Genomic DNA, 26,435 nt, shown 5'->3' with positions numbered 1-26,435 from the left:
TTTTGGTGCGTAAACGACCTTTTCTTTACACTTGCGTAAAGTTTCTGCCGTTTATGTTTTATTAGATTGTGATAAACATTACGTTTTGCACGTAACACGGCTATACCAAGAAATCGCATTACGCGGTAACCTTAGATAGGTGATAATTGAGTGGGGAGAGTGCAAAAGTAGCGCTTTGGGGAGCAGCTTTTGCCAATTAATACGTACCGCGCGCAGGTGTGCGTTAAGTATGGAGGTGTAACAGGCTTTATGAGCGATACTAGCAATATGAATGATACTGGCGTTACTGGCGATCCAAGCGTTGCAGCAAGTGATGGCAATAATTCAGCAAAAAATAAAGCTGCAGACGTTGAAATGAGCCAGTATGTGGCAGATCGCGCTCGCGTAAACGAAGAGAAAATCCGTAAAGACGAGCAGATTGTCGCTGAATTTGGCGATTACAATTACGGTTGGCATGATTCGGATGCTGCAGGTGAGGCTGCGAAGAAGGGTATTGACGAGTCGGTTGTTCGTGCAATTTCCGCTGACAAGCACGAGCCGGAATGGATGCTAAATCTTCGTTTGCAAGGTTACCGCGCATTTTTGCAAAAGCCGATGCCGGATTGGGGCGTGGATTTAAGCGGTTTTGACGCGGATGATTTTAAATACTACGTGCGTCCGGTTCACGATCAAGCGAAAACTTGGGACGATTTGCCAGAAGATATTCGCAAAACTTACGACAGGCTCGGCATTCCGGAAGCTGAAAAAAAGCGCTTAGTTTCAGGCGTTGCAGCACAGTATGAGTCGGAAGTTATTTACAATTCGATTCGCGAAGACTTGGCTGCGCAAGGCGTAATTTTTGTTGATACGGATACAGCAGTGCAAAAGTATCCGGAGCTTGTAAAAAAGTATTTTGCAACTGTGATTCCAGTTGACGACAACAAGTTTGCGGCTCTTAACACAGCGGCTTGGAGTGGTGGCTCGTTCGTGTACGTTCCAAAAGGCGTGCACGTGGATATTCCGCTTCAGGCTTACTTCCGCATTAATACGCCGAACATGGGTCAGTTTGAGCGCACGTTGATTATTGCAGACGAAGGCTCTTACGTTCATTATGTTGAAGGTTGCACGGCTCCAATTTATTCCACGGATTCTCTTCACGCTGCAAACGTTGAAATTGTTGTGGAAAAGCATGCGCGCGTGCGATACACAACCGTTCAAAACTGGTCAAATAACGTGTATAACTTGGTAACTCAGCGAGCTTACGTGCGCGAAGGCGGCACAATGGAGTGGGTTGACGGCAACATCGGCTCCAAAGCTACTATGAAGTATCCTGCTTGCATTCTTGCTGAGCCGTACGCAAAAGCAGAAACTATGTCTTTGAGCTTTGCTGGTCGCGGTCAGTATCAAGATACGGGTGCGAAAATGATTCATTTGGCTCCGCACACGAGTTCAACGATTGTTGCTAAGTCGATTTCGCGCGGCGGCGGACGTTCAGCTTACCGCGGTCTTGTGAAGATTATTAAGGGCGCGAAGGGCTCTAGTTCGTCTGTTGTGTGCGACGCTTTGCTTGTTGACGATTTTTCGAGGTCGGATACTTATCCGCATGTTGACGTGCGCGAAGACGACGTTTCGATGGCTCACGAGGCCACTGTTTCCAAGGTTTCGGAGGATCAGCTTTTCTACTTGATGAGTCGTGGACTTGAAGAAAAAGAGGCTATGGGCATGATTGTTCGCGGCTTCGTGGAGCCGATTAGCCGCGAGCTTCCAATGGAGTACGCGCTTGAGTTGAATCGCTTAGTTGAGTTGCAAATGGAAGGATCCGTGGGCTGATGAGCGAAGATTTAAAAGAGAATTTAGGCAATAAAATGACGGAAAAAGAAATTAATATTCCTGTAGCAGATCCTAATGATCCGTATGCGGTTCCTGCAGCAATGCCTTCTAGCGCAGACAAATCCATGCGCTCGTTCAACGTGGAAGATTTTGCGATTCCAACTAGAAAGCAGGAAGATTGGCGATACACTCCAGTTGAGCGAATTTCCGAGTTTTTCGAGCGTTTTGAACCATCTAATAGCATTCAAGTAACGCTTGAAGGCGTTGGTGGAGCTGCTTTGGATGATTCTTATGTTGGAAGCGACGGTTCCGTAAGTTTGCAAGTAAAGCCGCAAAACGAGGCTCCTCACACCGAAATGAAGCCTTCTGATCGCGCGGCTGCAGTTGCGTGGAATGCAACGAAACAAGCGCGCGTGCTTCACGTATCTGGCGAAATTAAAAAGCCAATCGTGCTGAAAATTCAGGGTAATAATGTTAATGCGCTTGACGCACTGCACTTAGTAATCGAAGCGGATTCTCGCTCGAATGCTGACATTATTATCGAACATACCGGCTGCGCGAAACTTGCAGAAGGTGTGGAAATTATCCTCGGAAAACACGCGCACGTTTCTACTACATTTATTCAAGAGTGGGATTCGGGCAGCAAGCACGTTGGAAACCAGCGTATTCACGTTGGGGAGGGAGCTTCGCTTCGCCACACGATGGTCACTCTTGGCGGAGATGTTGTGCGCATTCGCATGGATCAGGATTTTGGCGGCGAGCAGGGCGATTTGAACATGCTCGGCATGTATTTTGTGGATCCGGGCGAGCATGTTGAGCATCGCACGATGGTTGTGCACAATTATCCGGAATGCAAGTCGCGAGTAGTGTACAAGGGTGCTTTGGAAGGAAAGGGCGCGCATTCAACTTGGGTTGGAAACGCGCTTATTAAGCCGGAAGCTCCTGGCACAGATTCGTATGAGTTGAATCGTAATTTGGTGCTCACTCCTGGAGCAATCGCTGATTCTGAGCCGAATTTGGAAATTGAAAACGGAAATATTATTGGTGCCGGTCACGCAAGTTCAGTCGGTAGATTTGACGACGAAGAGCTTTTCTACTTGCAATCGCGCGGAGTTAGTGAGATTGAAGCCAGAAAGCTTGTTGTGCGTGGATTCTTTAACGAGCTTATTGAAGAAATTGGCGTTCCGGAAATTGTTGATCACTTAATGAAGGCAATTGAGCGCCGTCTTGCAAGAACGGAAGAATAGGAGAAAAACATGTCAACTTTGGAAATTAAGGATTTGTACGCTTCTGTAGAAACAAAAGAAGGTCGCAAACAAATCTTAAAAGGCGTAAACCTTACAGTTAATTCTGGCGAAACTCACGCAATTATGGGTCCTAACGGATCTGGAAAGTCTACTCTTGCATACACTTTGGCAGGGCACCCAAAGTATGAAGTCGATTCCGGTCAAGTTCTTCTCGACGGCGAAGATATTTTGAAAATGACTCCTGACGAGCGCGCAAAAGCCGGACTGTTCCTCGCAATGCAATACCCGGTAGAGGTACCGGGCGTATCTATGACGAACTTCCTTCGTACTGCAAAAACTGAAGTCGAAGGCAAAGCTCCATCTTTAAGAAGCTGGGTTAAAGAACTTAGCGAGGCTATGAAAAAGCTTCGAATGGATCCAAAATTTGCGTCGCGTTCTGTAAACGAAGGATTCTCTGGCGGCGAAAAGAAGCGCGCGGAAGTTTTGCAATTAGAGCTTTTGAAGCCGAAGTTTGCAATTTTGGACGAAACTGATTCTGGTTTGGATGTTGACGCGCTTCGAATTGTGTCTGAAGGTGTGAATCGCGCCAAAGAAAACACCGGTTTGGGCATTATGATGGTCACGCATTACACACGAATTCTCAAGTATATTAAGCCGGATATTGTGCATGTTTTTGCGCAAGGTCACTTTGTAAAGACTGCAGGACCGGAGCTTGCGGACGAGCTAGAAGAAGAAGGCTACGACAAGTATTTGCCGGAAGGTACAACCGAGTCGGCGCTGGCTTAAGCGCGGTTCAAGTGCAGTTTAATCTATCTGTATATTCGTAAAAATAGCGTTAAAATAGCGGTTTAATATGACTACAGTGACTACAGAAAATATTATGCGAGAATTTAGCGATTTGCGCTCGCAGTTTCTGATTTTAAGTCGCACGGTTCACGGCACTTCGCTTCACGATACTGTGCACGGAAAACCTTTGATTTACTTGGATTCTGCAGCTACTTCGCAAAAGCCGCAAGTTGTAATCGACGCTGAAAAAGAGTTTTACGAAACAATTAACGCTGGTGTGCACAGGGGAGCGCACGAGTTGGCTGCACTTTCGACGGTTGCGTTTGAACAAGCGCGCGCGAAAGTTGCGTTGCTTGTTGGAGTGTGCGCAGATGCTGGCAGCGAGGAAATTATTGTTACTCCGGGAGCTACGGGCGCTCTTAATCTTCTTGCAACTGCTATTGGTAACGCTAGTGCGAAGGCGAGAATTTGCAAAAAAGACAGTAGTGATCTGGCTGATTCTAAAAGTGATTTCCGCAAAAATTTTGCGCTTCAAGAAGGCGATGTAATAGTCGTATCTCGCGCGGATCACCATTCTGTTTTGCTTCCATTCCAAGAGCTGGCTCTTCGCACGGGGGCTGAGCTTCGCTGGATTGATGTAACAGAAGACGGTCGCGTGCGCACGGATGCAGATTATTTGCGAACAATTATTGACGAGCGCACGAAAATCGTTGCAGTTACGCATATTAGCAACGTTACTGGCGCTATTACGGACGTTTCGTCGATTTGCAAGCGCGCTCACGAAGTCGGCGCGATTTTTGTGCTTGACGCATGCCAGTCAGTTCCGCATATTCCAGTTGATTTTCACGCATTAGACGTTGATTTTGCGGCATTTAGCGCGCATAAAATGTATGGTCCTACAGGAGTTGGATTCTTGTATGGTCGTCGCGAGCTTTTGAATGCGCTTCCGCCTGCGAATTTTGGCGGCTCAATGGTGGAGCTTGCTTGGCTTAACAAGCCGGCGCAATACATGGATGCGCCTTACCGCTTTGAGGCTGGAACTCAGCCTGTTGCGCAAATGGTTGCGGCAGGAGTTGCAGCGGATTGGCTGCGCGCGTTGGATATGAACCGAGTTGCAGAGCATGAGCAGGAAATTGCTGTAGAATTGCTAAAATTGCAAGATGTTCCAGGCGTGCGCGTTTTGGGTCCGACTGATTTAGAGAATCGAATTGGCACAGTTGCTTTTGAAGTTGAGGGCGTGCATCCGCACGATGTTGGACAGTTTTTGGACGCGCAGGGCATTGCGATTCGCGTCGGGCACCATTGTGCTCAGCCGATTCACCGTCATTTTGGTGTGTACGCTTCGAATCGCGCGTCTGTTGGTGTTTACAATACAGTTGACGAGGCTCGTGCGCTTGTTGAAGCAGTCTCACACGTTCGCGCCTACTTTGGCGCATAATATTGTTAGCGAGCGAGTTGGAGAAGTTAGCGAGTTAGTCAATCGAATCGGCGAGTCAACGAGTTAGTGAGTAGGTAAGGAGAGCGTATGTTTGATATGGGTTTTGGTACAACAGGTGCTGGTTTTGCAGATGCGGCTGGTGACGGCTTAGAAAGCATGTACCAAGAAGTAATTTTGGATGCTGCGCGAAATCCGCATGGCAAAACTCATTTCGAAAGTACGGACGAGCTCGCACAAGCGGAATTGCAGGAAGAATCTCAAGAATCTGCAGGAAATACAAAATCTGCCGAAATTACCTTAAATAATGCTCACGAAAGTTGCGTTGCAGCTGGCGAAAACTCTGCTTTAGGTCAATCGCACCAATTCAATCCAACTTGCGGCGACGAAGTCACAATGCGCGTGGAGCTTTCACGCAGCGCAAATAATGACGAAACTCCAATAGTATCAAGTATTAAGTGGGATGGTCATGGCTGCTCGATTTCGCAGGCAAGCCTTTCAATGATGGTTGATTTAGTCGAAGGAAAGTCGGTTGACGAAGCTTTGCGATTAGACGCGCTTTTCCACAAACTTATGGAATCTCGCGGCGAAGGTTTTGAAAATGAAGAGGACGAAGATGCGCTGGAAGATGCAATGGTTTTGCAAGGCGTATCGCGCTACCCAATGCGAATTAAGTGCGCGCTTTTGGCGTGGGAAGGCTTAAAAGATAGCATTGCAAAGGCTATGAAAGAACTATAAAATCTTTATGTAACGTAAAAGCAAGGAATATTATGGCAGAAAATCAATCAGCATCTGAGGTGACGCATGAAACGCATCCTGCGAATTTAAGCGCGAATGACATTGGACGAGTTACAGAAGATGATATTTTAGACGCTTTACACGATGTTGTGGATCCTGAGCTTGGCATTGATGTGGTTGATTTGGGCTTGGTTTATGGCATTGAAATTGATGAGCTTGGGCGCGCAATTATTACTATGACGCTTACTACTCCTGCATGTCCGTTAACTGAATTGATTGAGGATGAGTGTGCGAATGCGCTCGCAGGCTTGGTCGAAGAGTTCCGCATTGACTGGACGTGGAAGCCGCGTTGGAGCGTTGAAAACATTAATGAGGACGGTCGCGCGCAGCTTGAGGCGCTTGGCTACAATCTCAACAGTTTGCAAGCGAGTTTTGCTGCAGGAATGTACGGTTCTGGCGTAGTTGGTGATGCATCGATGAGTGCTGGTATTCCGCCAACTGTGTGAGCATTTGGTTTGCGTGCTGTTTCTGTTTTGCTGTTTCTGTTTTGCTGTTTCTGTTTTGCTGTTTTGTTTTGAGAGCAACGTATTGCACAAGTGAGAATTATGGGCGCTGAAATAAAGGCAGTTAGTGCAAGCGGTATCTGTGATATTCGCGAAATAAGTGATGTGCGCAATGATGTGCGTAATGATGTGCGCGAAATAAGTGATGTGCGTAAAAATAGTATCCGCGAATATGCTTTGCGCGGAATAACTGACGTTGTTTTCGACTTGCAATTGCTTGTGGATTGGGATGCGCGCCGCACTCTGGCTGCAGACTATCCGGATTTTATTGGGGAAGTGCTCTTTAGTTTCGAGCCGGAATGGGGTTTTGAGTTTCACGAGTCATTGCGCGAGGCTGGGTGGAGCAGAAAGCAAGCGATGGATTCGTTTGATGAGCATCACGGACCGGCAGTTACGTGGCTATATCGCTTGTATTTTGAGCGTTTCGAGCGCGGTTTTGCTGGCGAGCGCGCGGATGCTTCGGCTGTGGCACGCGAGTTGATTGCGAGCGGCGTGCGCGTGTGGGCACTTGGTAACGCTTCTTGCGATTGGTTAAACTGCGCGCGCAAAACTTGCCCAATACTCGGTGAGTTAAACGGTGTTTGTGCATCTTACGAATCGCATTTGCGCAAACCTGACGTAATGCTTTACCGCGCGTTTTTGCAACACGCCGGTCTTTCTGCTGCTTCCACGCTTTTTCTCGAAAGTGATTCTCGCGCCGCTTCTGCAGCGTCGTTGCTTTATTCTTAAGCTGCGCGCGTGCGCGACGACCTGCTTGAGCGCTGCGATTTAGCGCGCGAAAGCAATTCGGAGCGCCGAGCTTGCTCAGGGTTGAAAGCACAGTGTGCTTTCAACGCAAGCGAGGTCTGCCTTCGTCTCGATTGACGAGGGCAGGGCAGGTTCGCGTGGCGGTGCTTTAGAAACTAGGTTGTGACTGGTGTGCGTAACGAATGAATCCGGCGCTCGCACTTTATTGCGCGCGCTCGGCTGCTTCGAGCGAATCGTAGCCATACATGCGCACAGTATTCGCAATTATCATTTGCGTAAGATTTAGATTTTCCGTGCGCAAATTATTTACAAAACGCTGGTATTTTGCGAAAGTTGCGTCAGAATATGTGCTTAATTCGCCTCGCAAATACGTTTCAAAAGACGTATTTTCTGCCGTATCCTCGCTAGTTTTAAGCATGCGCATCGCAAGACCTAAATGCGGGTAGCGATTGCGAAAATCCGCAGCCCACTCGACTTGCGTTAAAATAATCTGCTCCTGCGCGCTTTTTCTAGGTTCCAAAATTGGCTTAATATAAGGCTTAATCGTGCGCTCAAAAATTTCCGGTGCAGTAGATTCCATCATTCGCGCATACTTTTCCGTAATCAAATTGCGTCCATCGCTATTCGCGCGCTCAAGATCCTGTTTATAAGACTCCTGCAAATCAAGCGGCCACGCCAAAAATTGACTCATGCGCATAATGCGAAAAGTTGGCCAGTTTCCTTGGCAATTCGCGCGTCCGCCTTCGTTTTGCGTGAGCTGGAACTGATCCCACTCGAGTTTAGTGATTTCTTCCGCAAGCTTTTGCGTTCTCGGATTTTGCGTTTTCGGAAGATTTTGCGTTTTCGGATTTGCTGATAAATCGCACATCATAAGCTCCTTAAGCACGCCGCACGCGAATTAATATGCGCTTCAACATACGGCCGCTGCCATTCCAAAAAAGTTTCGTCGCAATCGCTTAAGCCCTCGTATTGCAGTTCGCGCACAATATCTTCGCAAATGCTGTCAATTATTTGCGAAACTTGCTTTTGCGCAAGTCCAGCGCCCTTGCCGCCTTCGCCAAAACCGTCGCCGCCAAAGCAAGCAGCGGAAGAAAGTTGCATTATCGACTCAAGTTTGCTGCACACTTCCGGAAGCCTAGAAGCCATGCGATTGCTGAGCTTGCGCAATGCTGCAAACTGCCACTTGTAGTAAGGCAAGTAGCCTGCAGTTACGGGATTGTTGAGCAAAAACACGATTGAAGCGGTCGCGCGCACGAATTCGTTGATAGAAAGCCACGCTGCGGAAGCGTCTTTGCGCGCGATCATGCGTGGGAAATTGTACTGGCCAGCTTGCGAAATCATGCCAAGTCTTCTGGAGATTAGTGAGATTCGCACGTCGTCCGGCATGAGCTTGAAGCTTTGGCGCGCCTTTGAGAACTCTCCAAGAGGATCCGCGAAAATTTTGCCATTCGTTGCTGCTGCAAGCGTTGATTCGCTTAGCGATAGCCATAAGTGCGGCTCGTTTTGGCTTGGAGCGGTGGGGAAGCCGGTTAGATTTTCAAAAAATTCGCTTATGCTGAACACTCCGACGCGCTTGCTGCCTTCGCATGATTTTGCGCGCGGTGTTTCGTTGCGAGAGCCAAAACCGGCGTATTTTCGCGGAAGTGCGTCGTAAGCAGTCTGCAAATCCGCGCCGATTTCCGCGTAATCTTCGTCGGTAAGCCATAAGCAGAAACCGGGTCCAAAATCGTGGTCGCGCGAAATCTCGTCGTCAAAACCGTAACATTCCGATCCGTGTCCAACTAATCCCGCAGCTATGCGGTTTTTGTATTTCGCAAATTTTGGCTGATCAAGTAACGGCTTTCCGTAAGTTTGCCAATATGATTGCGCTAATTGCATGCCAGTTTTTATATTATGGTTTGCTGCGTTTTGGTTTGCTGGGTGTGAGTTCGTTGAGTGTTGTTCTGTTATATCTTGGTTTGCTGATTCTTGAATTTCTGTAGATTCTTTCGTAATTTTTTCTGCCAACTCGCGCGCCTGCCGCAAATTTTCTGCCGTAATCGCGTAAGATTCGCTATCTTTTCCGTAGCATCTCGCAATCAAATCAAGTGCCTTACTGTAACTTTCCTCAGCCTGAGCGTACTCGCCGCGCGCGCACTGTACTTGCGCAAAACCTGCCAATGCAGAAGCGTAGTGCGGCTGATTTTCGTTATTCCCCGCGACGTACATGCGAACGCTGGTCGAAGCGTGTTCAAAAGCGGAGTCAAGAGTCGCGGATTTGCTGTTTGTGCTGGTGTTAGGGTGCGAGCATTCTTTTGAGCACTCCTTGCGTTCTTGCGTACACTCTTTTGAGCACTCCTGCAACATTGCAAGCGCAAGATTCGTGTGCGTGGCGGCAATATCGATGTCGCGCTCAGGATCCGTGCTCGTATTTTGCAAAATTTCAAGCGCATGATTGAGCTCCTCAATTGCATCATGAGTGCGACCGGTTTCGCTGTAAAGCATCGAAAGATTGTTGTGAAGCGCGGCAAGCTTGCGGTTTTTAGCGCCGAGAGTTTCGGAGGATTCGTTAAGAGCTTGAGTGTAAATTTTTTCGGCGCGATCGTAGCTGCCTGCCGCGCGAAGGCTTGTGGCGGCGTTAATTAGCGTGGTTGTGCCGGCTTCGGTGCCAGCTAAATCCATCTTCTTTGCCAAATCTAGCGCCTTATCAATGATTGGCTTGTTTTTTGCGTGCTCTCCGCGCGATCTATAAAATCCCATGAGTTCGTTGAGAACTGAAAGCTGCAGGGGATTGGCTTCGGCAAGTTTTCGCAAAAGATACGTCTCGATCGCGTCAGCGCCCGCGTGATTCGCAAACATTTCGTCAAGCTCGTTATAAAATTGCGCAGCGTTCTCCATCAAAGCCCCCTTGCTATTGCGCTTGTTCACAATCAATCGACTTCAACTTTACAGTCATGTAAAGAAACTGCCGTTTTTACGTCAAAAACCGGCAGAAACTTTACAGCCGCGCGCAGTTTATGCCGTCTTCGCGCCAAAAAACGGCAGAAACTTTACGCACGTGTAAAGAAAAGGTCGTTTGCGTGCGAAATAGCGGCAGAAACTTTACAGCAGTGTATAGGAAACGTCGGAATTGCGGTGGGGGGGGGTGATTCTGGAAATCAAAAGTCGGGCTGGCGGGATTTGAACCCGCGGCCTCTTCGTCCCGAACGAAGCGCGCTACCAAACTGCGCTACAGCCCGATGCTGAAACTCGCGAAAGCATATGCGCATAAAAGTTCCAACAACGTCCGTAATGTTACAGGTTGGCTAATACAAATTATTGTAAAGCGTGTGCAAGTTGCGCAAAGTAAGTCCCGCGCAAGTATATTGCGTACAAGCTGCGGAATTCCTTTGTAAACATATTACAAATTATCGCTACAGCTTCTGTGTAAACATATCGCAAATTAGCACTGCAAGTCGCGTATAAAACCTGTATTACCTACTGGCTACAATTAGCGTTTATGACTGACACCAATACTGCAATGTCTGCCGCGCAAAGTGCCGCAGAATCTGCCGATAAAAATGCAGCAGAAAACGAAGCAACAGATACCGTCAATGAAATTGACACTGTTGAACATGCTGAAATGTTACTCGCTCAAGACGAAGCAATCGCCAAGCGCGTAAACGAAGGCGCAACTCTGGATGAAGCAATCGACCCAAGCAATAAAGAATTTGGACCGCAAGCTCATCCTGAGCAGGTACAGATGCGCGTTGCTAAGCGCGCAATGATGCTTAAGGAAGGCGTGCAGCCTTATCCTGTGCATCTTAACGTTACGGATACTATCGAAAAGGTGCGTGCTGATTTCGATGGCAAGCTTGAAGCTGGCGAAGAAACCGATACTGAGGTTGGTATTGCTGGCCGCGTGCTTTTCTTGCGTAACGCTGGCGGCTTGTGCTTTGTTAAGCTTTCTGCCGGTGACGGTACTACGATTCAGGCGATGGTTTCCAAGAAGGAAATTGGCGAAGAATCCATTAAAAGCTTCAAGCAGATGGTGGATTTGGGCGATCATCTTTACGTGCGCGGTCGCGTGATTTCTTCTAAGACCGGTGAGCTTTCCGTATTCGCAACCGAGTGGGCGATTGCAGCTAAGGCTTTGCAGCCGCTTCCGGCTTTGCACAAGGAATTAAGCGACGACACTCGTACGCGTAAGCCATATATTGGCATGATTGCGGACGAGAAGATTCGCGATATGGTTCGCAGGCGTTCGCGCGCTGTGGCTTCTCTTCGCCGTACTTTCGACAGTCACGACTTCTTGGAAGTCGAAACTCCAATGTTGCAAACGGTTCACGGCGGTGCTGCTGCTCGTCCATTCACAACTCACATGAACGCTTTCGACATTGATCTTTATTTGCGCATTGCTCCGGAGCTTTTCTTGAAGCGCTGCTTGGTTGGTGGCATTGAGCGCGTGTTCGAAATCAACCGCGACTTTAGAAACGAAGGCGTGGATGCAACTCACGCTCCAGAGTTTACAATGCTTGAGGCTTACCAGGCTTACGGCACTTACGATACGATTGCTGCTCTTACCAAGGAGCTGATTCAAAAGGCTGCACTAGACGCTTTCGGTTCAACTAAGGTGACTTTGCTTAACGGCGAAGAGTACGATTTTGGTGGCGAATGGAAGCAGATTACCATGTACGGCTCGCTTTCTGAGGCTTTGGGCGAGGAGATTACTCCGGAAACTTCTGTTGAGCATTTGGGCGCGATTGCGGACAAGCTTGGCGTTGAGCGCGACGAAGTTGAGAATCACGGCAAGTTGGTTGAGCACTTGTGGGAGCACTTCTACGAGGATAAGCTTTACGCGCCAACGTTTGTGCGTGACTTCCCAGTGGAGACCAGCCCGCTTGTTAAGGGTCACCGCACGAAGCCTGGAATGGTTGAAAAGTGGGATTTGTACGTGCGCGGCTTTGAGCTTGCAACCGGCTATTCTGAGCTTAACGATCCTGTTGTGCAGCGCGAGCGCTTTGTTGCTCAAGCTAAGGATGCTTTGGCTGGCGATGTTGAGGCAATGGATATTGATGAGGACTTCATTGAGGCTCTCGGCGTCGGCATGCCTCCTGCTGGCGGCATGGGCATGGGAATTGATCGCTTGCTGATCGCTCTTACGGGCGCAACTATTCGCGAAACAATTACATTCCCACTCGTAAAGCCTCTTCGCTAGTTGACGCAAAGTCAAAGTTAATGTAAGTGTTAATGCAAGTAGTCGTATGAAACGAATAGACTAGGTAATTATGACATACAAATTAGTATTGCTCCGACATGGTCAGAGCGCATGGAATAAGACCAATCAGTTCACTGGTTGGGTTGATGTACCGCTGACTGAGCAGGGTGTCGAGGAAGCTAAGCATGGTGGCGAGCTTCTTAAAGAGAAGAACGTTCTTCCAGACATCGTGTTCACTTCTTTGCTTCGTCGTGCTATCAATACCGCGAATTACGCGCTTGATGCAGCCGACCGCCTTTGGATTCCAGTTCGTCGCAGCTGGCGTTTGAACGAGCGTCACTACGGTGCTTTGCAAGGCAAGAATAAGTCTGCAATTCGTCAGGAATATGGCGATGAGAAGTTCATGATTTGGCGTCGCTCTTACGCAACTCCACCTCCTGAGATTGATCCAAATGATCAGTATTCCCAGGCTAACGATCCGCGTTATGCTGGCGAACCAGTTCCAGAAACTGAGGCTTTGGCAAACGTCGTGACTCGCGTAACTCCTTACTGGGAGTCGGATATTATTCCAGAGCTTAAGTCCGGCAAGACTGTAATGATTGCTGCTCACGGCAACAGCTTGCGCGCAATCGTTAAGATGCTCGATAACTTGAGCGAGGAAGAGATTTCCAAGGTGAACATTCCAACCGCTATTCCTCTGCTTTACGAGTTGGATGAGAACTTCAAGCCAATCAAGCCTCGCGGTGAGTATTTGGATCCAGAAGCTGCTGCTGCCGGTGCTGCCGCTGTGGCTGCTCAGGGTCAGAAGTGAGATTCTGATTCGCTGGCTTTGCCGCGCTTAAGTTAGTTTTAAGAGCTTAAGTTAGCTTTTAAAATAAAAGTAGGTTTGCAATTAATTTGCAAACCTACTTTTTGTTTACTTTTATTTTCATGCGCGCTTTGTGCAACTTGAAATTGCGTAGCGTGTTTTGCTGTAACCGCGTTACGCTACAACAGTGTCTTTATCTGGCTCTGGCTTCTTGGACGGATCGAATCCGGAAACAATAAACACAATTTGCCTTGCGACGGCAACGCAATGGTCTCCAATTCGCTCAATAAAGCGGCTAAGCAGAACGACATCAATTAACTGCCTGCGCGTACCCTTCCAATTTTCGCCTTCTACCAGCTCAAAAATCTTCTCGTGCAATTTGTCGAGCGCATCGTCGCCAGCAATAATAGTTTCCGCAATTTGCACGTCGCGATTTGCAACCATGGTCGTTAAGCGACCTGACAGTTCGCGCAAGAAATCAACCATTGCAACAATAGTTTCGCGTCCTTCTTGTGCAATAGCAGATTCAGGCCAGGTTCGTCTAGTAATTTGAGCGATATGACTTGTTAAATCTCCCATGCGTTCAAACGTTGCAGCTAATCGCATTGTAGCTACAACTTCGCGCAAGTCCGTTGCCACAGGGTTTTGGCGAGCAAGCAAAGTCAAGCATTGGTCAATAGTGTTTGCTTCTAAAGCGTCTAAGTCTGCGTCTTTATCGATAACAGTTTGAGCAGCTTCCAAATCCGCGTTTAAAAGCGCGCTTCCAGCATCGTTCATAGCTTTTGCTACAAGTTCTGCCATGCGTTCGATGTTTGAAGCAATTGCCTTCATTTCTTCGTTGAAAATTACTCGCATGGTGCGTCCTTTCTCAGTGCTGTGAGTTTATTTGAACGCCTAGTTTGCACGTCGCTATAAGTCAGGCATCCTATGTAATTATAGACGACGCTGGTAACGAAGCGACCGAAACTTTACGGCGGTGTAAAGTTTATGCCGTTTTTGTGGTGATTTTCGACCGAAACTTTACAGCCGTGTAAAGTTTATGCCGCTTTTTAGTTGCATAGTTACAAAAGCGCGCAAAGTATGAGATTATAGGAGTATGCCTCAAGGTTCTTCTGCGGTTGTGATCGTTGTATTTGTTGCTTTCGGCGTGCTTGCGTTGTGCGTTGTGCTTTCGTTGTGTGTGTTGATGTCGGATTGGTTTTCTACAGTTTGCCGTCTTTTTAAACGAGCGTTTAATTATATTCGTGGCGCAAGGTATGACGCAAAGTATGACGAAAGCGACGACATAAGCGACGACATAAGCGACGACATAAGCGACGACATAAGCGACGATTCAAGCGACAACGCAAGTGACGATATCAGCTACGACGCGTCCCAAGTTTTGGCAATGCTCGACATGCCAACTGTTGTAATTGATGCCAACAATGACGTAATTCGCGCAAGCTCCGAGGCTTATTTGCTGGGTGTTGTTAGCGATGATTCGTTATGCCAGCCTCGCGTTCTTCAAGCTGTTAATTCCGTGCGAGCTTCTGGCGGATTCGAGCGCTTCTCTTTGGTTACTTCGACACCTGAGCGTTATGTGTCAATAACTGTAAATCCTCAAGAGTCAACCACTGTTTCGCGCCCTAATTGGCTTACTGTTACGGCTGGAAGCATTGGAGGCGGTATCGTAGTTGTAATTATTGAGGATACGAGTGCAGCTCACCGTTTTGCGCAAACTCGCGACGACTTTATTTCCAACGTTTCTGAGCAGTTAATGCGATCTACTCGCAACTTAACTCAGCTTACGAAAGTTTTGCAAAACGAACAAGTATCTGCGCAAAAAATTAAAGATATTGCGCAAATTGCCGGTAAATCTTCCAAGAAACTTGAGCACATGCTTGAAGATTTGTTGTGGCTGGTTCGCGCTCAAAATCCTATTGACTTAGATTCTGCGCAAGTATTTTCTTTGAATGATGTTTTGTCGTATGTGCAAAATCAAGTTGCTTCATTTGCTAAGGATTGTTGCGTACGCGTTGTGTCAAAAGTCGATTCGCGTTTGTGCGTGCGCGGTGAAATTTCGCAAATTCAAGCTGCAGTGCGGAAATTAGTTGAGAATGCAATTACGTATTCTCCAAAAAATTCTACAGTTTCGCTATCTGCGTCACTATCGACAGATGGTCAATACGCTGTGATCCGTGTTGTAGATCGCGGAATTGGCATTGATTTGCAAGATCAGTCGCGAATTTTTGAACGATTCTATCGTGCGAATAATCAAAATAGTCAAAGCCAGGATGGCGTTGGTTTAGGGCTTGCAATTGCCAAGCATGTGGCACTTACGCACCACGGAAATATTACTCTTTGGAGTATGCCGGGGCAGGGTACTACCGTAAGTTTTGCGCTACCAATTGCAAATAAATAAGTAGCAAATTAGTAAGTTAGAAAATCAGTAAGTTAGCAAGCCAGCAAATCAGCAGTAAATAATTCAGCAAATCAGCAATAACCTATTTTCCTAAGCGCCTGTAGTCCCAGCGGTCAAAATGTTCCCAAATTAATAGCAGAACGCCAATAATTGTTCCCGATGCGCAAAACAACACAGGAAACCAAGTTGTAATATGCAATAACGCAACGATAAGCGCAATTATTGTTGCGACTAGCCACGCGATCGTTCCTATAGCAAAAACCTTTCGCAAATCAACTCGCAGCGGTTTTGGTGCTGCTTTTCGTGCATCAGGATTAACTATAGGTGCGAATTTCATACTTCCAACCATACAACTTACCGAAGTCTAAGTGTGACGAGGGCAGCTTAAGGGCGAAAATTGGCGGATTTAGGCTATGTGCGTTTCTTACATCCTAACCACGTTGTAACCTTTCACATAGAAGATTGAAAGAAAGTCAGTTGGGGGTGTGGCGTTTGTGCGCTGCGTTCCGCGTTTAACATAAGAAAGTGATTAGTATGAGACATGCTGCACATGGTGCCACAAAAGCAAAGAGGCATGGAGATTCGCCGCTTTCGCTGTTTGTAGCTCAGCGTGGCGCGCATGGTGCGCATAGTGTGCGTGGCATGCGTTCTGTTCAAGCTAATCGTGTTAGTGAGCGTTTGGCTGCGGTTGCTACTAGCAATGGTGCTGTTGTAGAGCTTCCAGAAGCTGTTTCTGAGCGTTTGCAGGAGCTTGTTCCTCAAAGCAGGCGCGCGCTTAGGTTGTCTAAACTTGCTAATGAGCGTCGTCGCAATGTAATACTTTCGACTTCTCTTGTTGCAATGGTTGGTACTGTTGCAGCTACTATGGCTTTAACTAAGGTTAATAGTTTTGATTCTCGCGCTTCCGAATTTGAGCCATCTATGACTGCAGTTGGCGACGCATCTTCAACAGTTTCGCGTTCTAGCCAACGCGAGTCTCTTGATCCTATGGCAACTATTAATAACGCTGTTGACTCTATTGAGAATGCTGCTAAAAAATCGCATAATGCGGACTCTGCTGATGCTGCAAATAGTGCGAATGAAAGTAGTTCTGCTCGCTCGAATTCGAAGCATGAAAACTTAGCCGATAAGGTTGCTAATTCAGTACAACCTGGCACTTTTTCTACTATATCTTCGAAGTCTGATTCGTGGAATTTAGGTTCTGGTTCAGGCTTTAATATTGCAGAGATGTCACGTTCTGCTGCGAATAATCCTAAGGTTGCTTTGTTGATGGATAAAGACTTTGACGTTTTGCCGAAGGGCTTTAATCCAAATCATGCAACTGGTGATACTGGTAACGCGTATGAGTTCAGCCAGTGCACGTGGTGGGTGTATGTTCGTCGCCATCAGTTAGGTTTGCCTGTTGGCTCGCATTTTGGCAACGGAAATATGTGGGCTGATTCTGCGCGCAGTCTTGGCTATTGGGTAGATAATTCCGCTCGTCACGTTGGCGATATTATGGTGTTCCGCTCAGGTCAGGCTGGTTCTGATCCGTTCTACGGGCACGTTGCAGTTGTTGAAAAAATTAATTCAGACGGTTCTATTGAAACTTCTGAATGTGGTGCTTCTTACCAAGGACGAACTTTCTCGCGCAAGTTTGACGCTAAGGAAGTTTCTCAATATCAGTTTATTCATTACTAAATTTGTACTACTGAAGCTTTGTTACTAAAGCTGCTTTATTAAAATTAGTTTGTTTATTACTAAAATGAGTTTGCTTGTTACTGGCGTTGCTAATTTCTCTCGTATGTAATGCCCCGATGATATACTGCAAAAAGTATGCTAAAACAAAGTAGAATTTTCTCAGTTTTTGTATCAGCTGCCGCAGCAGCTTCAATGCTTACTGTTATGGCGCCATTCGCCATGGCAGAGTCTTCGCATGAGCTTTCCGAGTCAGCTGTCACTTCTACGCGCGCATTTCCAAAGGTGACGAATGTGCGTCGCGATATTTTAACTGAATCCACTTCTACTGATGTCGACGCAAATTCTCATTGGGGTGGCATAGAAAGCTTGAATGTACCTCAAACTAAGACTCCTAGCGAACAAGCTGCTGAAACGGCACGCCGTGCTTTTGCTGGAAATGCTACTGCAAGCCGTTCTGGTTTCCGCAGTGGTGTTGAACAGGTTCCTCTTGCTTCTGTAGTTCCTCCTGATGGTAAGTCTGTTGCCTCTCTTTTGAATTTTGCTACTCAATTCTTAGGCAAAGTGCCGTATCGCAGCGGTGGCAATACTCCTGCTGGATGGGATTGCTCCGGTTTTGTGCAGTATGTTTTTGCTAGTGTTGGTATTTCTTTGCCTCGTACTTCTGGAGCGCAGGCAACTGTTGGAACTCCAATCCCAAGTTTGGCTCAAGCGCAGCCTGGAGATATTATCGCGAATGCGCAGCATGCTTCTATTTATGTTGGCAACGGCATGGTAATTAATTCGCAGCTTGCTGGCACTAAGTACGATCCTATCCGCTACGTGTTCCCAGGCGGGTACTCTATTCGTCGCATTCTGTAGCTTCTATAGTTTCTGTAGCTTCTGTAGTTATATATCGCAAAACTGCCAACACTCAATCTAAAATTACGCTACAATAGTATTTACAAGTTGTGCGCGAGTGACGCTGCTGTCGCGAGTGCAAGTATGAGGAGGTTGGCAATGATCCCAGAAAAAGCTGTATTGGTTGGAGTTGACGGCTCACACGCGAGTTATAAAGCGGTTTGGTGGGCTGCAAATTACGCAAAGCATGCTGGGTTGCAATTGCAAATTGTTTGCGCTTATTCGTTGCCAAGTTATGCTGCTGTTTCTTTTGATGCCACCTACACTGCGATTGGTGACGATAATGCAGCTCATCACGATGCGCAAGAAATTCTATCTAAAGCAAAAGCTGTTGCTCTTGAGCAGGGAGTTGACGCGACTACGCTAATTGTTACGGGCGATCCTTCTTCGGTTTTCGTGGAACTTTCTCGTAACTATCAGCTTATTGTGATTGGTAATCGTGGAAAAGGTGGCTTGGCAGAGCGTTTGCTCGGCACAACTAGTTCTTCGCTTCCAGCTTATGCGTATTGCCCAATTGTGGTTGTGCCTTACACTGACGATGACGGTCAGCGTATTCACTTGAATAATACGATTACGCGTGTGGCTGTTGGCTCTGACGAGTCAAAGTGGGGGCTTAAAGCTCTTGAAATTGCGGCTGATTTGGCGGATAGCTGGCATGCTGAGCTTGATGTTATTTCCGCAGTGCCAAGAGTGCAAGGTGCTGAGGGCGATACTGCTGTTATGGGATCGTACATGGAGGATCTTGAGGAGCGCGTGAAGCCAATTTTGCAGCGTTTGCCGGATTTGCAAATTCATCGAACTGTTGTGCCTGGTTCTGCCGTTGAAGCTTTGACTCAGGCTAGTTTGAATCATGATCTTGTGGTTGTTGGTTCTCGCGGTCGCGGTGGCTTTACCGGTTTGCTGCTTGGTTCGATTAGCCAGGGATTGTTGCAGCATTCTTCGAGACCTGTGTACGTTGTGCCGCGCAAGTATGTGGAATTTAGTGCAGCTCAGGTTGCAGCAGCGCAAAAGCAGCATTCTGAAGCGTCTATTGACGATATTTCCGGAGTACATGAGGTTGATGTGCCGAAGGCTGGTAAAGAAGCTGCTAAGGAGATTGAGCAAACAATCGATCCGCTGCGATAGCGCGAAAGCATGTCGTTACGTGCGCAGTCGCTCATCTGCACCAGTAACGAAAAACGGCAGAAAACTGTGCAGCTGTGTAAAGTTTCTGCCGTTTGCCAGCCGGATTCCGGCCAAAACTTTACAGCCGTGTGCAGTTTCTGCCGCTTCCCAGTCGGATTCCGACCAAAACTGTGCGGCTGTGTGCAGTTTCTGCCGCTTCCCAGTCGGATTCCGACCAAAACTGTGCGGCTGTGTACAGTTTCTGCCGCCTACGCGTTGTGCTGCGCTCAAGCATGTCATCGCGACCGCGTTTTGGAGCGTTTGGAGCGTTTGGAGCGTGAGAGCGTCTAATCTTGCTACTCTTGCGATTCCGCTTCAGTATTCTCGCGCTTTTTCAGCATAAAACGCGCGCGCCTGGCATCTCGCTTAGCTTTCTTTTCAGCGAGCTTCTCTTTGTTCATCTCGATTGCGCGCTTGTAAATCTTAAGCAGCTCAAACGCTTGGCTCTTAAAATCGTTATTCTTCGAATACTCGAGCACGTTCGCCTTAAGCTGAGACTGCTCAGCCTCGCTCATATTCAAAACTTTACTAAAAACAGCCTTAAAATCTTCCTTAGTATCCCACTGATATCCGTTTTGACCGCTAATAATCTGCTTCTCATTCGGCACATCATGCTTTACAAGCGCAAACAGACCGGAAGCCATTGCCTCTAGCATCGAAAGTGAGTGCATTTCGGAAAGTGATGCGGTTGTGTAGTAGTCCATTGCGTGCAAATACTTTGGAATTTCCGTGTGAGCAATAGGCCCAAGCAAACAAATTCTGTCGTCAAAACCATTATCTGCCACGCGCTTGCGCAACGATTCCAAATCAGGACCGCCGCCAATAACAAATAAGCGCGCTTTTTCGCGAGGAAAATCGCAATACATAAAGTTGTCAATTAATTCTGAAATATTTTTTTCAGCGCCGATTCTACCAACGAAAACAAACAGCTTAGTAGAGTCAGAAACGCCATATTTTTCGCGGAAAGCTTTGCGGAATGCAAGTCGCTCAGGCGTTGGTAGGAACTTTTTATATTCCACAGCATTATTCAGCACAATTACTTTTTTATCAACCTTCTGACGGTCAATATATGCCTGTGCTTTAGGAGACATGCTCGTAATAATTGTGGCATTTTTCGAGAATCGCATAAAATATTTCGCCGAAATATTGCGAGAGAACTCAGTAAAATGCTTTAAACCAATGTAAAACAGGAATTTATCGTATTCTGTGTGAAGCGTGTAAATAACGGGAATATGCTCTTTTTTTGCTACTTCCAAGCCGATTTCGCCAATGCCAAATTCGTTTTGAATATGAATGACATCCGGCTTAAATTTAAGAGGAAGTTGCTTTCGCATGTGACCAATCGGGAGCGCAACGCGGTATTTGTAAAGCTTTTTAAGCAATATGCCCGGAACGTAAACAACTCCATCTTCAAGCTTGGTTTTGCGCTGTTTTTCGGAGCCGACCGTGACTACTAGCACTTCATGACCAAGCTCTTCATACATCTTTTTGAGCATATAAGACTGTGTTGCGACGCCATTTATGTACGGTGGATACGTTTCGGTAAAAATAGCGATTTTCAAAGTTTCCTCCGGTTGCATACATGCATGCGTAGCGTCATTATTGCGCAAATATCTTGTGTACTCAATTGTGCCACACGTGGTGAATTTTAGTGTGATTTTAGTGCGATTTTAGTGCGATTTTTCGCGACTTTTGGCTTATTCTAGCGGCGAACCGTAACGTTTACGCTAACTTGCGCGCCTTTTTCGAGCGTATGCTTAACAGTACAACCCCTGGAAATGTGGCGTTCCATGCGCTCTTTTAGTGCGGACGCATCTTCCTGGCTGAGTGCAGGTTTTGCGCAAGTTGCGTCAAGAGTGACATCTTCTTGAAAACGCAAGTACGTGCCTTCTTCCGCGTCGTACGTGCCGTTTACTACAACTCGTGCTCCAGCGCCCTCGCCAATAGCGTGTTCTGCAGCGTACTGGCTGCTAAGAGCTGTGCAACCAGCTAAAGCGATTTGCATTAATTCAACCGGGTTGAACATGCCTTCGCTGTGACCAAACTTCAAGCTCACACCGTCGTTGCTGTGTGCTTCCCAAGTGCCGTCCTCGTTGCGCTCTACCCATAATCTTCTAGACATTTTTGCTCCTTTGCTGTAGTCGTTTTTGTTCATGTTATCGTAAGGATTGTAACTTTGTGCTCAATTGTCGAATCTAGCGTTTTGCGTGGTAGGCATATGGTTTTACGAGCGCAATTCTTTAAATTTATTAGCGCTTTGTTAACATGGCAGCATGGCTTTAACAGAAGAAGAACTTGCAGCAATTCGCGCGCGTGTACCACAAAAACCACTTTCCAGCATTCCAACTCCTTACGAGGATTTAGTGCGAAAAATCCTTACGGAAGGCACTTTAAAATCAGATCGCACAGGCACTGGTACGATTTCGCTTTTTGGCCAGCAAATCCGCTTCGACATTAGCAAATATTTCCCGCTTATCACCACGAAAACCGTGTTTTTCAAAGGACTTGCGTACGAGTTGCTTTGGTTCCTTAAGGGTTCGAGTAACGTGCGTTGGTTGCAGGAAAATGGCGTTCACATTTGGGACGAGTGGGCGGACGAAAACGGCAACTTGGGTCCTGTTTACGGTGTGCAGTGGAGGAGTTGGCCGGCGCCAACCGCGGAAAATCCAAACCGCACAATCGACCAAATCGCAAACGTGCTGGATCTTATGAAGAATCACCCGGATTCTCGTCGCATGATTGTTAGCGCTTGGAATCCTGCGGAAGTTGAGCATATGGCGTTGCCGCCTTGCCATTCGCTTTTCCAATTTTACGTTGCTGACGGCAAGCTTTCGTGCCAGCTTTACCAGCGCTCTTGCGATATGTTCCTTGGCGTGCCGTTTAACATTGCGTCTTACTCGCTTTTGACGATGATGATGGCTCAGCAAGCAGGTCTTGAGCCGGGCGAGTTCGTGTGGACGGGCGGCGATTGCCATATTTATGACAATCACGTTGAGCAGGTGCTTGAGCAGCTTTCGCGCGAGCCGTACCCGTATCCGCAGCTTGAAATTCGTAAGGCGGATTCGATTTTTGATTACGATTACAGCGATTTTAAGGTGGTTGATTACAAGCATCATCCGACGATTAAAGCACCGGTTGCGGTGTGATTGATTGCAAATTATTTTGCTTGATTTTGCTTGATTTAGTTTAATTTTTAGCTTGTTTTAGCGTGTGAGGTGCGTATATGGCAAACAGCGTGTCGCATAATTTCCCTGTGCGACTGATTTGGGGCGAGGCTTCTGGTTTGGACGGCAAGCCCGGCGCTATGGGCGTAAACGGAGGCATGCCGTGGCGACTTTCGCCGGATTTGCGCTATTTTAAGGCGATGACTATCGGCTGCCCTGTGATTATGGGTCGCGGTACATGGGATGCGACGCCTCCGAAATTCCGTCCGCTTCCGGGTCGCGAAAATATTGTTGTTACGCATAATCCTGATTTTGTAGCAGATGGAGCGCGTAGTTTTACTAGCATTGACGCGGCTTTGGATTACGCGCGCGAATGGCTGGAAAATAGGGAAGTGCTGGAAAGTCAGGAAAGCGTATCTCAAAACGTATCTCAAGACTCGCCTCAAGATGGCCCAGCAATCTGGGTTATTGGCGGAGCTGCGATTTTGCGCGAAATGCTTGCGAATTATCACGCAGACGCAGCTTACGTAACGCAAATTGATGCGAAAGTTGCAGCGGACACATTTGCTCCGAATATTCATGCATTAGTTGATGCAGGAAAATGGCATGTTGTGCGCGAAGGCGAGTTTGAGGAAGCGCCGCTAAAAGTTGGTAGCGAAAGCAATCCTGCACGATACCGGTTTATGGTATATGAGCCTGCTTAGTAAACGAGAAATCGCAAAGTAAACGAGACAGCAAAATAAACGAGGAAGCATGACTGAAGAATCAAGCAAAATCAAGGTAGACGCACGTCACCCATACACTGTTATGACGGTTTGCACAGGCAATATTTGTCGCTCGCCAATGGCGGAAATTGTGTTGCGCAACGAGTTTCAATTGAGGGGATTGGGCGACGTTGTTGCCGTGCGTTCCAGTGGTGTAAGCGACGAAGAGTACGGAAATCCGATTGACCGTCGCGCGCAAAGGGAATTAACTAAGCGCGGATACAGGCTTCCTGCTTCGCATTTTGCGCATCGAATTGAAGCGGATGAGATTGCGGAAACGAACCTGTTTTTGCCTATGACGGCTTCGCATATGCGTTCGCTTTTGCGTTTGCTGCCGGCGCAAAAACGCGAACTTGTGCACATGTACCGTGCGTTTGACCCGTCACTTCCTAAGCCGCAGTCTGGTCGCGAGATGTTGCTCGACTTGGCAGATCCGTGGTACGGAGGTCCTCGCGAATTTGAGGTTGCGATGGATCAGGTTGAGCAGTGTGCGCCTTATATCGTCGATTGGGTTGCCACGCGCATTGAGAGGGCTTGAAAGCGGCAGAAACTTTACAGCCGCGCGCAGTTTATGTCGTTTGCGCGCCAAAAAGCGGTAGAAACTTTATGTGCGTGTAAAGTAATGGTCGGTTGTGCGCTTGAAAGTCCAGTGGACTTCCAACGCGAGTTTCGTAAGCGAACGCTTATAGCGCGAGCGTTTTCTCACGTTTGCGAATATAGTTTAAATTTGTAGGTATAGTTTTACAGGCATCAATTACCGCTCTGTTACTTTTAGTTGGGAGGATTTATGGCAGATTTGGCTGTCGAAGACGTGCGCGCTCGCGTGCAAAACGCCTGGAATGACGTAGTTTCCGTGCTGAATAAGAAGATTTCGCTGGCTGCGGTGTCAGCTAAGGGCATTGCTGGCGAGCATATGCGCAAGTCCGCGCAATACGTGGCTGGGGTATTGCGTGAGGTTGGTATTGACGCGCGCGTCGAGCAGTCCACGAATCCGGACGGCACTCCTGGAGCTTTCGAAGTGGTCGGCTCGCGCATCGTAAACCCAAGCGCGCCAACGGTTTTGCTCTACGCGCATCACGATGTGCAGCCAGTGCCGGACCCATCTGAGTGGGAAACCAACCCATTTGAAGGCACAGAGCGCGACGGTCGCCTCTATGGACGCGGCTCAGCCGACGACGGCGGCGGAATCGCAATTCACTACGGAGCTTTGCGCGCACTGAGCGACGATTTGCGCGTAAATATTAAGGTTTTCATCGAAGGCGAAGAAGAAATGGGCTCGCCAAGCTTCATTCCTTTTATCGAGTCGCATAAAGCCGAATTTGAATCAGACGTAATTATCGTTGCCGACTCCGGCAACTGGTCCGCCGAAATCCCAAGTCTTACAACGAGTTTGCGCGGAAATACCGACGTGGACGTGAAGGTTAAAGTGCTCGGCCATCAAGTGCATTCCGGTCAGTTTGGCGGCCCGATTTTAGATGCTTACACGCTCGCTTCCATGCTTATTGCCTCGCTTTACAACGAGGCTGGCGACCTGGCAGTGCCTGGAATTGAAGCACAGGAGCCGGTTGGCGGTTTGCAGCGCGATTTGGACGAAGCGCAAGTGCGTGCCGACTCTTCCGTGGTCGATTCTTATAAGCTTGCCGGCACCGGTTCTCTCGCAGCGCGCATGTGGACTAAGCCGAGCTTGACGGTAATCGGCATGGACGCACATCCTGTTGAGGGCAGTTTTAATGTGATTGCGCACGAAACTAAGTTGCGTCTTTCGCTTCGTACCGCGCCTTCGCAGCGTCCGGAAGAAGCGCAAAAAGCTTTGTGCGACTTCTTGGTATCTCACGCGCCTTTTGGTGCAGAAGTTACTGCAGAGCCGATTGATAACGGCATGGGTTGGGCAATGGATCCGGATGCTGTTGCAACGAAGGATGCGCTCGCTTCTATGCGCGATGCTTTCGGCGTGGAGCCGGTAAATAAGGGCGAGGGTGGTTCGATTCCGTTTATTCCGGAGCTTCAGCGCATCTTCCCGAAGGCGCAGGTGCTGGTGACGGGTCCGGAAGATCCTAAGTCCAATGCACACAGCCCGAACGAGTCGATTTCGCTTTCTGGTTTGCGCGGAAATATTGTGACGGAAGCGCTGCTTTTGGATCGATTGGGCGAGTAATTCTGGCTAATTTTGCGCGCAGGCGGCATAAACTTTGCAACGCTGTAAAGTTTCTGCCGCTTTTTGCTGCGTAGCCGACTTTTTCTTTACACGCGCGTAAAGTTTCTGCCGTTTCCTCCGCGTCTGCATGCGTCTAGTCTGTTGAGTAATCTGCAAACATGACATGGAATCCATTTGCAAAGAAAACTGCCAATAATGAGGGCGCGTCTACTCCTTCGTTGCAAAAGAAAGTAGCGGATGCAGAATCGTCTGTAGCGACGAAATCTCGCGAAAAAAACGCGCCGACTCCTAAGCGCAACGCTGCTCAGGCGCAAAAGCTTCGCCCACTAGTACCAGCAGATCGCAAGGAAAGCGCAAAACGCGCGCGTGCTCGTCTTCGCGAATCTGAGAATTTGCAATACAACGCAATGCGCACTGGCGATTTGGCGCATATGCCAAAAATTGAGCAGCTTCCGTGGCGTGTGTATATTCGCGATTACGTGGATGCTCGAATTAATATTGGCGAGTTTTTCATACCAGTTGCAGTGCTGATTATGATTTGCTTGTTTGCGCTATCTAAGTTTGTGATTGTTTATTTTGTTTTTGCAGTGTTCTTGTACGCGTATTTGTTTGCATCTGTAATTGACATGTTTGTTATGTGGCGTAAGTTGCGTAAGGAGCTGATTCGTCGTTTTGGTGATGTGGCTGTGTCGCGCAAGTCGCGTTCCGGCATGTACGCATTCAGCCGCGCTATGCAGCTTCGTCGCTGGCGTTTGCCTAAGCCGAGTAGCGCAAAGCGTGGTAACTGGCCGAAGTAAGTGCAGAAATAAGTGCAAATTTATTAATATTTGCACAAGCTACTATTATTATTTGGGATACTCAAAATAACGCGAATATTATGGGGTAAACGCATGGCACAAGA

The 26,435-nt window shown here is 47.8% G+C and carries 24 protein-coding genes and 1 tRNA gene; 18 read left to right on the top strand and 7 right to left on the bottom strand.

Annotation, left to right across the window (positions count from 1 at the left end):
* The first annotated feature begins 249 nt into the window (after positions 1-249).
* From sufB to HXT43_RS04255, 7 genes are all read left to right on the top strand, one after another.
* Positions 250-1,809: a Fe-S cluster assembly protein SufB gene (gene sufB, locus HXT43_RS04285; RefSeq protein WP_117008644.1), complete on the top strand. Its 1,560-nt coding sequence runs from the start codon at positions 250-252 to the stop codon at positions 1,807-1,809.
* A complete protein-coding gene (gene sufD, locus HXT43_RS04280; protein ID WP_117008561.1) occupies positions 1,809-3,056 on the top strand; it encodes a Fe-S cluster assembly protein SufD in 1,248 nt (415 codons plus the stop codon). Before sufB ends, sufD begins: the two co-directional genes overlap by 1 nt.
* Before the next feature lie 9 nt (positions 3,057-3,065).
* Positions 3,066-3,842 (top strand): Fe-S cluster assembly ATPase SufC, encoded by a 777-nt coding sequence (gene sufC / locus HXT43_RS04275; RefSeq protein ID WP_004105229.1) that lies wholly within the window; start codon positions 3,066-3,068, stop codon positions 3,840-3,842.
* Between the two features lie 94 nt (positions 3,843-3,936).
* Positions 3,937-5,280, top strand: a complete 1,344-nt coding sequence (locus HXT43_RS04270; protein WP_174143475.1) for a SufS family cysteine desulfurase — start codon at positions 3,937-3,939, stop codon at positions 5,278-5,280.
* Positions 5,281-5,367: 87 nt separating this feature from the next.
* Positions 5,368-6,015, top strand: a complete 648-nt coding sequence (sufU, locus tag HXT43_RS04265) for a Fe-S cluster assembly sulfur transfer protein SufU (protein WP_116442614.1) — start codon at positions 5,368-5,370, stop codon at positions 6,013-6,015.
* Positions 6,016-6,047: 32 nt separating this feature from the next.
* Entirely contained in the window at positions 6,048-6,521 is a 474-nt protein-coding gene (locus tag HXT43_RS04260; protein WP_064340461.1) for a metal-sulfur cluster assembly factor, read from the top strand.
* A 99-nt stretch (positions 6,522-6,620) separates the two neighbouring features.
* Positions 6,621-7,307: an HAD family hydrolase gene (locus HXT43_RS04255; protein WP_174143462.1), complete on the top strand. Its 687-nt coding sequence runs from the start codon at positions 6,621-6,623 to the stop codon at positions 7,305-7,307.
* Positions 7,308-7,527: 220 nt separating this feature from the next.
* Here the strand turns inward: HXT43_RS04255 and HXT43_RS04250 are convergent, their stop codons facing one another.
* From HXT43_RS04250 to HXT43_RS04240, 3 genes are all read right to left on the bottom strand, one after another.
* Positions 7,528-8,193: a DUF4125 family protein gene (locus tag HXT43_RS04250; protein ID WP_117008558.1), complete on the bottom strand. Its 666-nt coding sequence runs from the start codon at positions 8,191-8,193 to the stop codon at positions 7,528-7,530.
* Positions 8,193-10,202, bottom strand: a complete 2,010-nt coding sequence (locus HXT43_RS04245; RefSeq protein ID WP_415707207.1) for a DUF4037 domain-containing protein — start codon at positions 10,200-10,202, stop codon at positions 8,193-8,195. Before HXT43_RS04245 ends, HXT43_RS04250 begins: the two co-directional genes overlap by 1 nt.
* A 267-nt stretch (positions 10,203-10,469) precedes the next feature.
* Positions 10,470-10,543 (bottom strand) — tRNA-Pro (locus tag HXT43_RS04240).
* A gap of 260 nt (positions 10,544-10,803) precedes the next feature.
* Between HXT43_RS04240 and lysS the strand changes: the two genes are divergently transcribed.
* Entirely contained in the window at positions 10,804-12,501 is a 1,698-nt protein-coding gene (gene lysS, locus HXT43_RS04235; protein WP_004105214.1) for a lysine--tRNA ligase, read from the top strand.
* A gap of 70 nt (positions 12,502-12,571) precedes the next feature.
* Positions 12,572-13,312: a phosphoglyceromutase gene (locus tag HXT43_RS04230; protein ID WP_004119231.1), complete on the top strand. Its 741-nt coding sequence runs from the start codon at positions 12,572-12,574 to the stop codon at positions 13,310-13,312.
* A 171-nt stretch (positions 13,313-13,483) separates the two neighbouring features.
* On the opposite strand, the gene phoU is transcribed toward HXT43_RS04230, so the two are convergent.
* Positions 13,484-14,164, bottom strand: coding sequence for a phosphate signaling complex protein PhoU (gene phoU, locus HXT43_RS04225; protein ID WP_004105212.1), 681 nt, complete (start codon positions 14,162-14,164; stop codon positions 13,484-13,486).
* 241 nt (positions 14,165-14,405) lie between these two features.
* Between phoU and HXT43_RS04220 the strand changes: the two genes are divergently transcribed.
* On the top strand, positions 14,406-15,710 hold the full coding sequence (locus HXT43_RS04220; RefSeq protein WP_117008556.1) for a sensor histidine kinase: 1,305 nt from the start codon (positions 14,406-14,408) through the stop codon (positions 15,708-15,710).
* A gap of 82 nt (positions 15,711-15,792) precedes the next feature.
* Here HXT43_RS04220 and HXT43_RS04215 read toward each other — a convergent pair whose 3' ends face one another.
* Positions 15,793-16,059 carry a DUF2530 domain-containing protein gene (locus HXT43_RS04215; RefSeq protein WP_004105210.1) on the bottom strand — a complete coding sequence of 89 codons (267 nt, stop codon included), beginning with the start codon at positions 16,057-16,059 and terminating at the stop codon, positions 15,793-15,795.
* Positions 16,060-16,244: 185 nt separating this feature from the next.
* Here HXT43_RS04215 and HXT43_RS04210 point away from each other — a divergent pair, with 185 nt between their 5' ends.
* The 3 genes from HXT43_RS04210 (at position 16,245) to HXT43_RS04200 (ending at position 19,412) form a co-directional block, all read left to right on the top strand.
* The gene (locus tag HXT43_RS04210; protein WP_064340455.1) at positions 16,245-17,390 is read left to right on the top strand and encodes a CHAP domain-containing protein; all 1,146 of its coding nucleotides are present in this window, start codon (positions 16,245-16,247) and stop codon (positions 17,388-17,390) included.
* 135 nt (positions 17,391-17,525) lie between these two features.
* Complete coding sequence (locus HXT43_RS04205) at positions 17,526-18,248, top strand: C40 family peptidase (RefSeq protein ID WP_032842321.1); 723 nt, start codon at positions 17,526-17,528, stop codon at positions 18,246-18,248.
* Between the two features lie 138 nt (positions 18,249-18,386).
* The gene (locus HXT43_RS04200; RefSeq protein WP_004105206.1) at positions 18,387-19,412 is read left to right on the top strand and encodes a universal stress protein; all 1,026 of its coding nucleotides are present in this window, start codon (positions 18,387-18,389) and stop codon (positions 19,410-19,412) included.
* A 335-nt stretch (positions 19,413-19,747) separates the two neighbouring features.
* On the opposite strand, the gene HXT43_RS04195 is transcribed toward HXT43_RS04200, so the two are convergent.
* Positions 19,748-21,013, bottom strand: a complete 1,266-nt coding sequence (locus HXT43_RS04195; protein ID WP_410295135.1) for a glycosyltransferase — start codon at positions 21,011-21,013, stop codon at positions 19,748-19,750.
* 140 nt (positions 21,014-21,153) lie between these two features.
* Complete coding sequence (locus HXT43_RS04190; protein ID WP_174191511.1) at positions 21,154-21,573, bottom strand: OsmC family protein; 420 nt, start codon at positions 21,571-21,573, stop codon at positions 21,154-21,156.
* A gap of 151 nt (positions 21,574-21,724) precedes the next feature.
* On the opposite strand from HXT43_RS04190, the gene HXT43_RS04185 reads away from it, so the two are divergent.
* The 5 genes from HXT43_RS04185 to HXT43_RS04165 all read left to right on the top strand — a co-directional run bounded on the left by HXT43_RS04185 (position 21,725) and on the right by HXT43_RS04165 (position 26,331).
* Positions 21,725-22,597 carry a thymidylate synthase gene (locus tag HXT43_RS04185; RefSeq protein ID WP_116442616.1) on the top strand — a complete coding sequence of 291 codons (873 nt, stop codon included), beginning with the start codon at positions 21,725-21,727 and terminating at the stop codon, positions 22,595-22,597.
* Between the two features lie 77 nt (positions 22,598-22,674).
* Complete coding sequence (locus HXT43_RS04180; protein ID WP_174143468.1) at positions 22,675-23,319, top strand: dihydrofolate reductase; 645 nt, start codon at positions 22,675-22,677, stop codon at positions 23,317-23,319.
* Positions 23,320-23,368: 49 nt separating this feature from the next.
* Positions 23,369-23,917: a low molecular weight protein-tyrosine-phosphatase gene (locus tag HXT43_RS04175; protein ID WP_116442618.1), complete on the top strand. Its 549-nt coding sequence runs from the start codon at positions 23,369-23,371 to the stop codon at positions 23,915-23,917.
* A gap of 249 nt (positions 23,918-24,166) precedes the next feature.
* A complete protein-coding gene (locus HXT43_RS04170) occupies positions 24,167-25,534 on the top strand; it encodes a dipeptidase (protein WP_004105198.1) in 1,368 nt (455 codons plus the stop codon).
* 158 nt (positions 25,535-25,692) lie between these two features.
* Positions 25,693-26,331 (top strand): DUF3043 domain-containing protein, encoded by a 639-nt coding sequence (locus HXT43_RS04165; RefSeq protein WP_004105197.1) that lies wholly within the window; start codon positions 25,693-25,695, stop codon positions 26,329-26,331.
* Positions 26,332-26,435 lie beyond the last annotated feature (104 nt).

Origin of the sequence: Gardnerella sp. DNF01195, from assembly GCF_049244175.1 — a bacterium.
GTDB lineage: Bacteria > Actinomycetota > Actinomycetes > Actinomycetales > Bifidobacteriaceae > Bifidobacterium > Bifidobacterium leopoldii.
Note: the sequence above shows the minus strand (reverse complement) of the source record. Positions and strands in the feature narration are given on the sequence as shown.

Excerpts from the sequence above, each read along its gene's own strand:
- phoU (WP_004105212.1), bottom strand. The coding sequence starts at position 14,164 with ATGCGAGTAATTTTCAACGAAGAAATGAAGGCAATTGCTTCAAACATC.
- HXT43_RS04170 (WP_004105198.1), top strand. The coding sequence starts at position 24,167 with ATGGCAGATTTGGCTGTCGAAGACGTGCGCGCTCGCGTGCAAAACGCC.
- HXT43_RS04250 (WP_117008558.1), bottom strand. The coding sequence starts at position 8,193 with ATGTGCGATTTATCAGCAAATCCGAAAACGCAAAATCTTCCGAAAACG.
- HXT43_RS04165 (WP_004105197.1), top strand. The coding sequence starts at position 25,693 with ATGACATGGAATCCATTTGCAAAGAAAACTGCCAATAATGAGGGCGCG.
- HXT43_RS04190 (WP_174191511.1), bottom strand. The coding sequence starts at position 21,573 with ATGTCTAGAAGATTATGGGTAGAGCGCAACGAGGACGGCACTTGGGAA.
- lysS (WP_004105214.1), top strand. The coding sequence starts at position 10,804 with ATGACTGACACCAATACTGCAATGTCTGCCGCGCAAAGTGCCGCAGAA.
- HXT43_RS04185 (WP_116442616.1), top strand. The coding sequence starts at position 21,725 with ATGGCTTTAACAGAAGAAGAACTTGCAGCAATTCGCGCGCGTGTACCA.
- HXT43_RS04245 (WP_415707207.1), bottom strand. The coding sequence starts at position 10,202 with ATGGAGAACGCTGCGCAATTTTATAACGAGCTTGACGAAATGTTTGCG.
- HXT43_RS04255 (WP_174143462.1), top strand. The coding sequence starts at position 6,621 with ATGGGCGCTGAAATAAAGGCAGTTAGTGCAAGCGGTATCTGTGATATT.
- sufD (WP_117008561.1), top strand. The coding sequence starts at position 1,809 with ATGAGCGAAGATTTAAAAGAGAATTTAGGCAATAAAATGACGGAAAAA.
- HXT43_RS04270 (WP_174143475.1), top strand. The coding sequence starts at position 3,937 with ATGCGAGAATTTAGCGATTTGCGCTCGCAGTTTCTGATTTTAAGTCGC.
- HXT43_RS04210 (WP_064340455.1), top strand. The coding sequence starts at position 16,245 with ATGAGACATGCTGCACATGGTGCCACAAAAGCAAAGAGGCATGGAGAT.
- HXT43_RS04260 (WP_064340461.1), top strand. The coding sequence starts at position 6,048 with ATGGCAGAAAATCAATCAGCATCTGAGGTGACGCATGAAACGCATCCT.
- HXT43_RS04180 (WP_174143468.1), top strand. The coding sequence starts at position 22,675 with ATGGCAAACAGCGTGTCGCATAATTTCCCTGTGCGACTGATTTGGGGC.
- sufB (WP_117008644.1), top strand. The coding sequence starts at position 250 with ATGAGCGATACTAGCAATATGAATGATACTGGCGTTACTGGCGATCCA.
- HXT43_RS04200 (WP_004105206.1), top strand. The coding sequence starts at position 18,387 with ATGATCCCAGAAAAAGCTGTATTGGTTGGAGTTGACGGCTCACACGCG.
- HXT43_RS04230 (WP_004119231.1), top strand. The coding sequence starts at position 12,572 with ATGACATACAAATTAGTATTGCTCCGACATGGTCAGAGCGCATGGAAT.
- HXT43_RS04175 (WP_116442618.1), top strand. The coding sequence starts at position 23,369 with ATGACTGAAGAATCAAGCAAAATCAAGGTAGACGCACGTCACCCATAC.
- sufU (WP_116442614.1), top strand. The coding sequence starts at position 5,368 with ATGTTTGATATGGGTTTTGGTACAACAGGTGCTGGTTTTGCAGATGCG.
- sufC (WP_004105229.1), top strand. The coding sequence starts at position 3,066 with ATGTCAACTTTGGAAATTAAGGATTTGTACGCTTCTGTAGAAACAAAA.
- HXT43_RS04215 (WP_004105210.1), bottom strand. The coding sequence starts at position 16,059 with ATGGTTGGAAGTATGAAATTCGCACCTATAGTTAATCCTGATGCACGA.
- HXT43_RS04205 (WP_032842321.1), top strand. The coding sequence starts at position 17,526 with ATGCTAAAACAAAGTAGAATTTTCTCAGTTTTTGTATCAGCTGCCGCA.
- HXT43_RS04220 (WP_117008556.1), top strand. The coding sequence starts at position 14,406 with ATGCCTCAAGGTTCTTCTGCGGTTGTGATCGTTGTATTTGTTGCTTTC.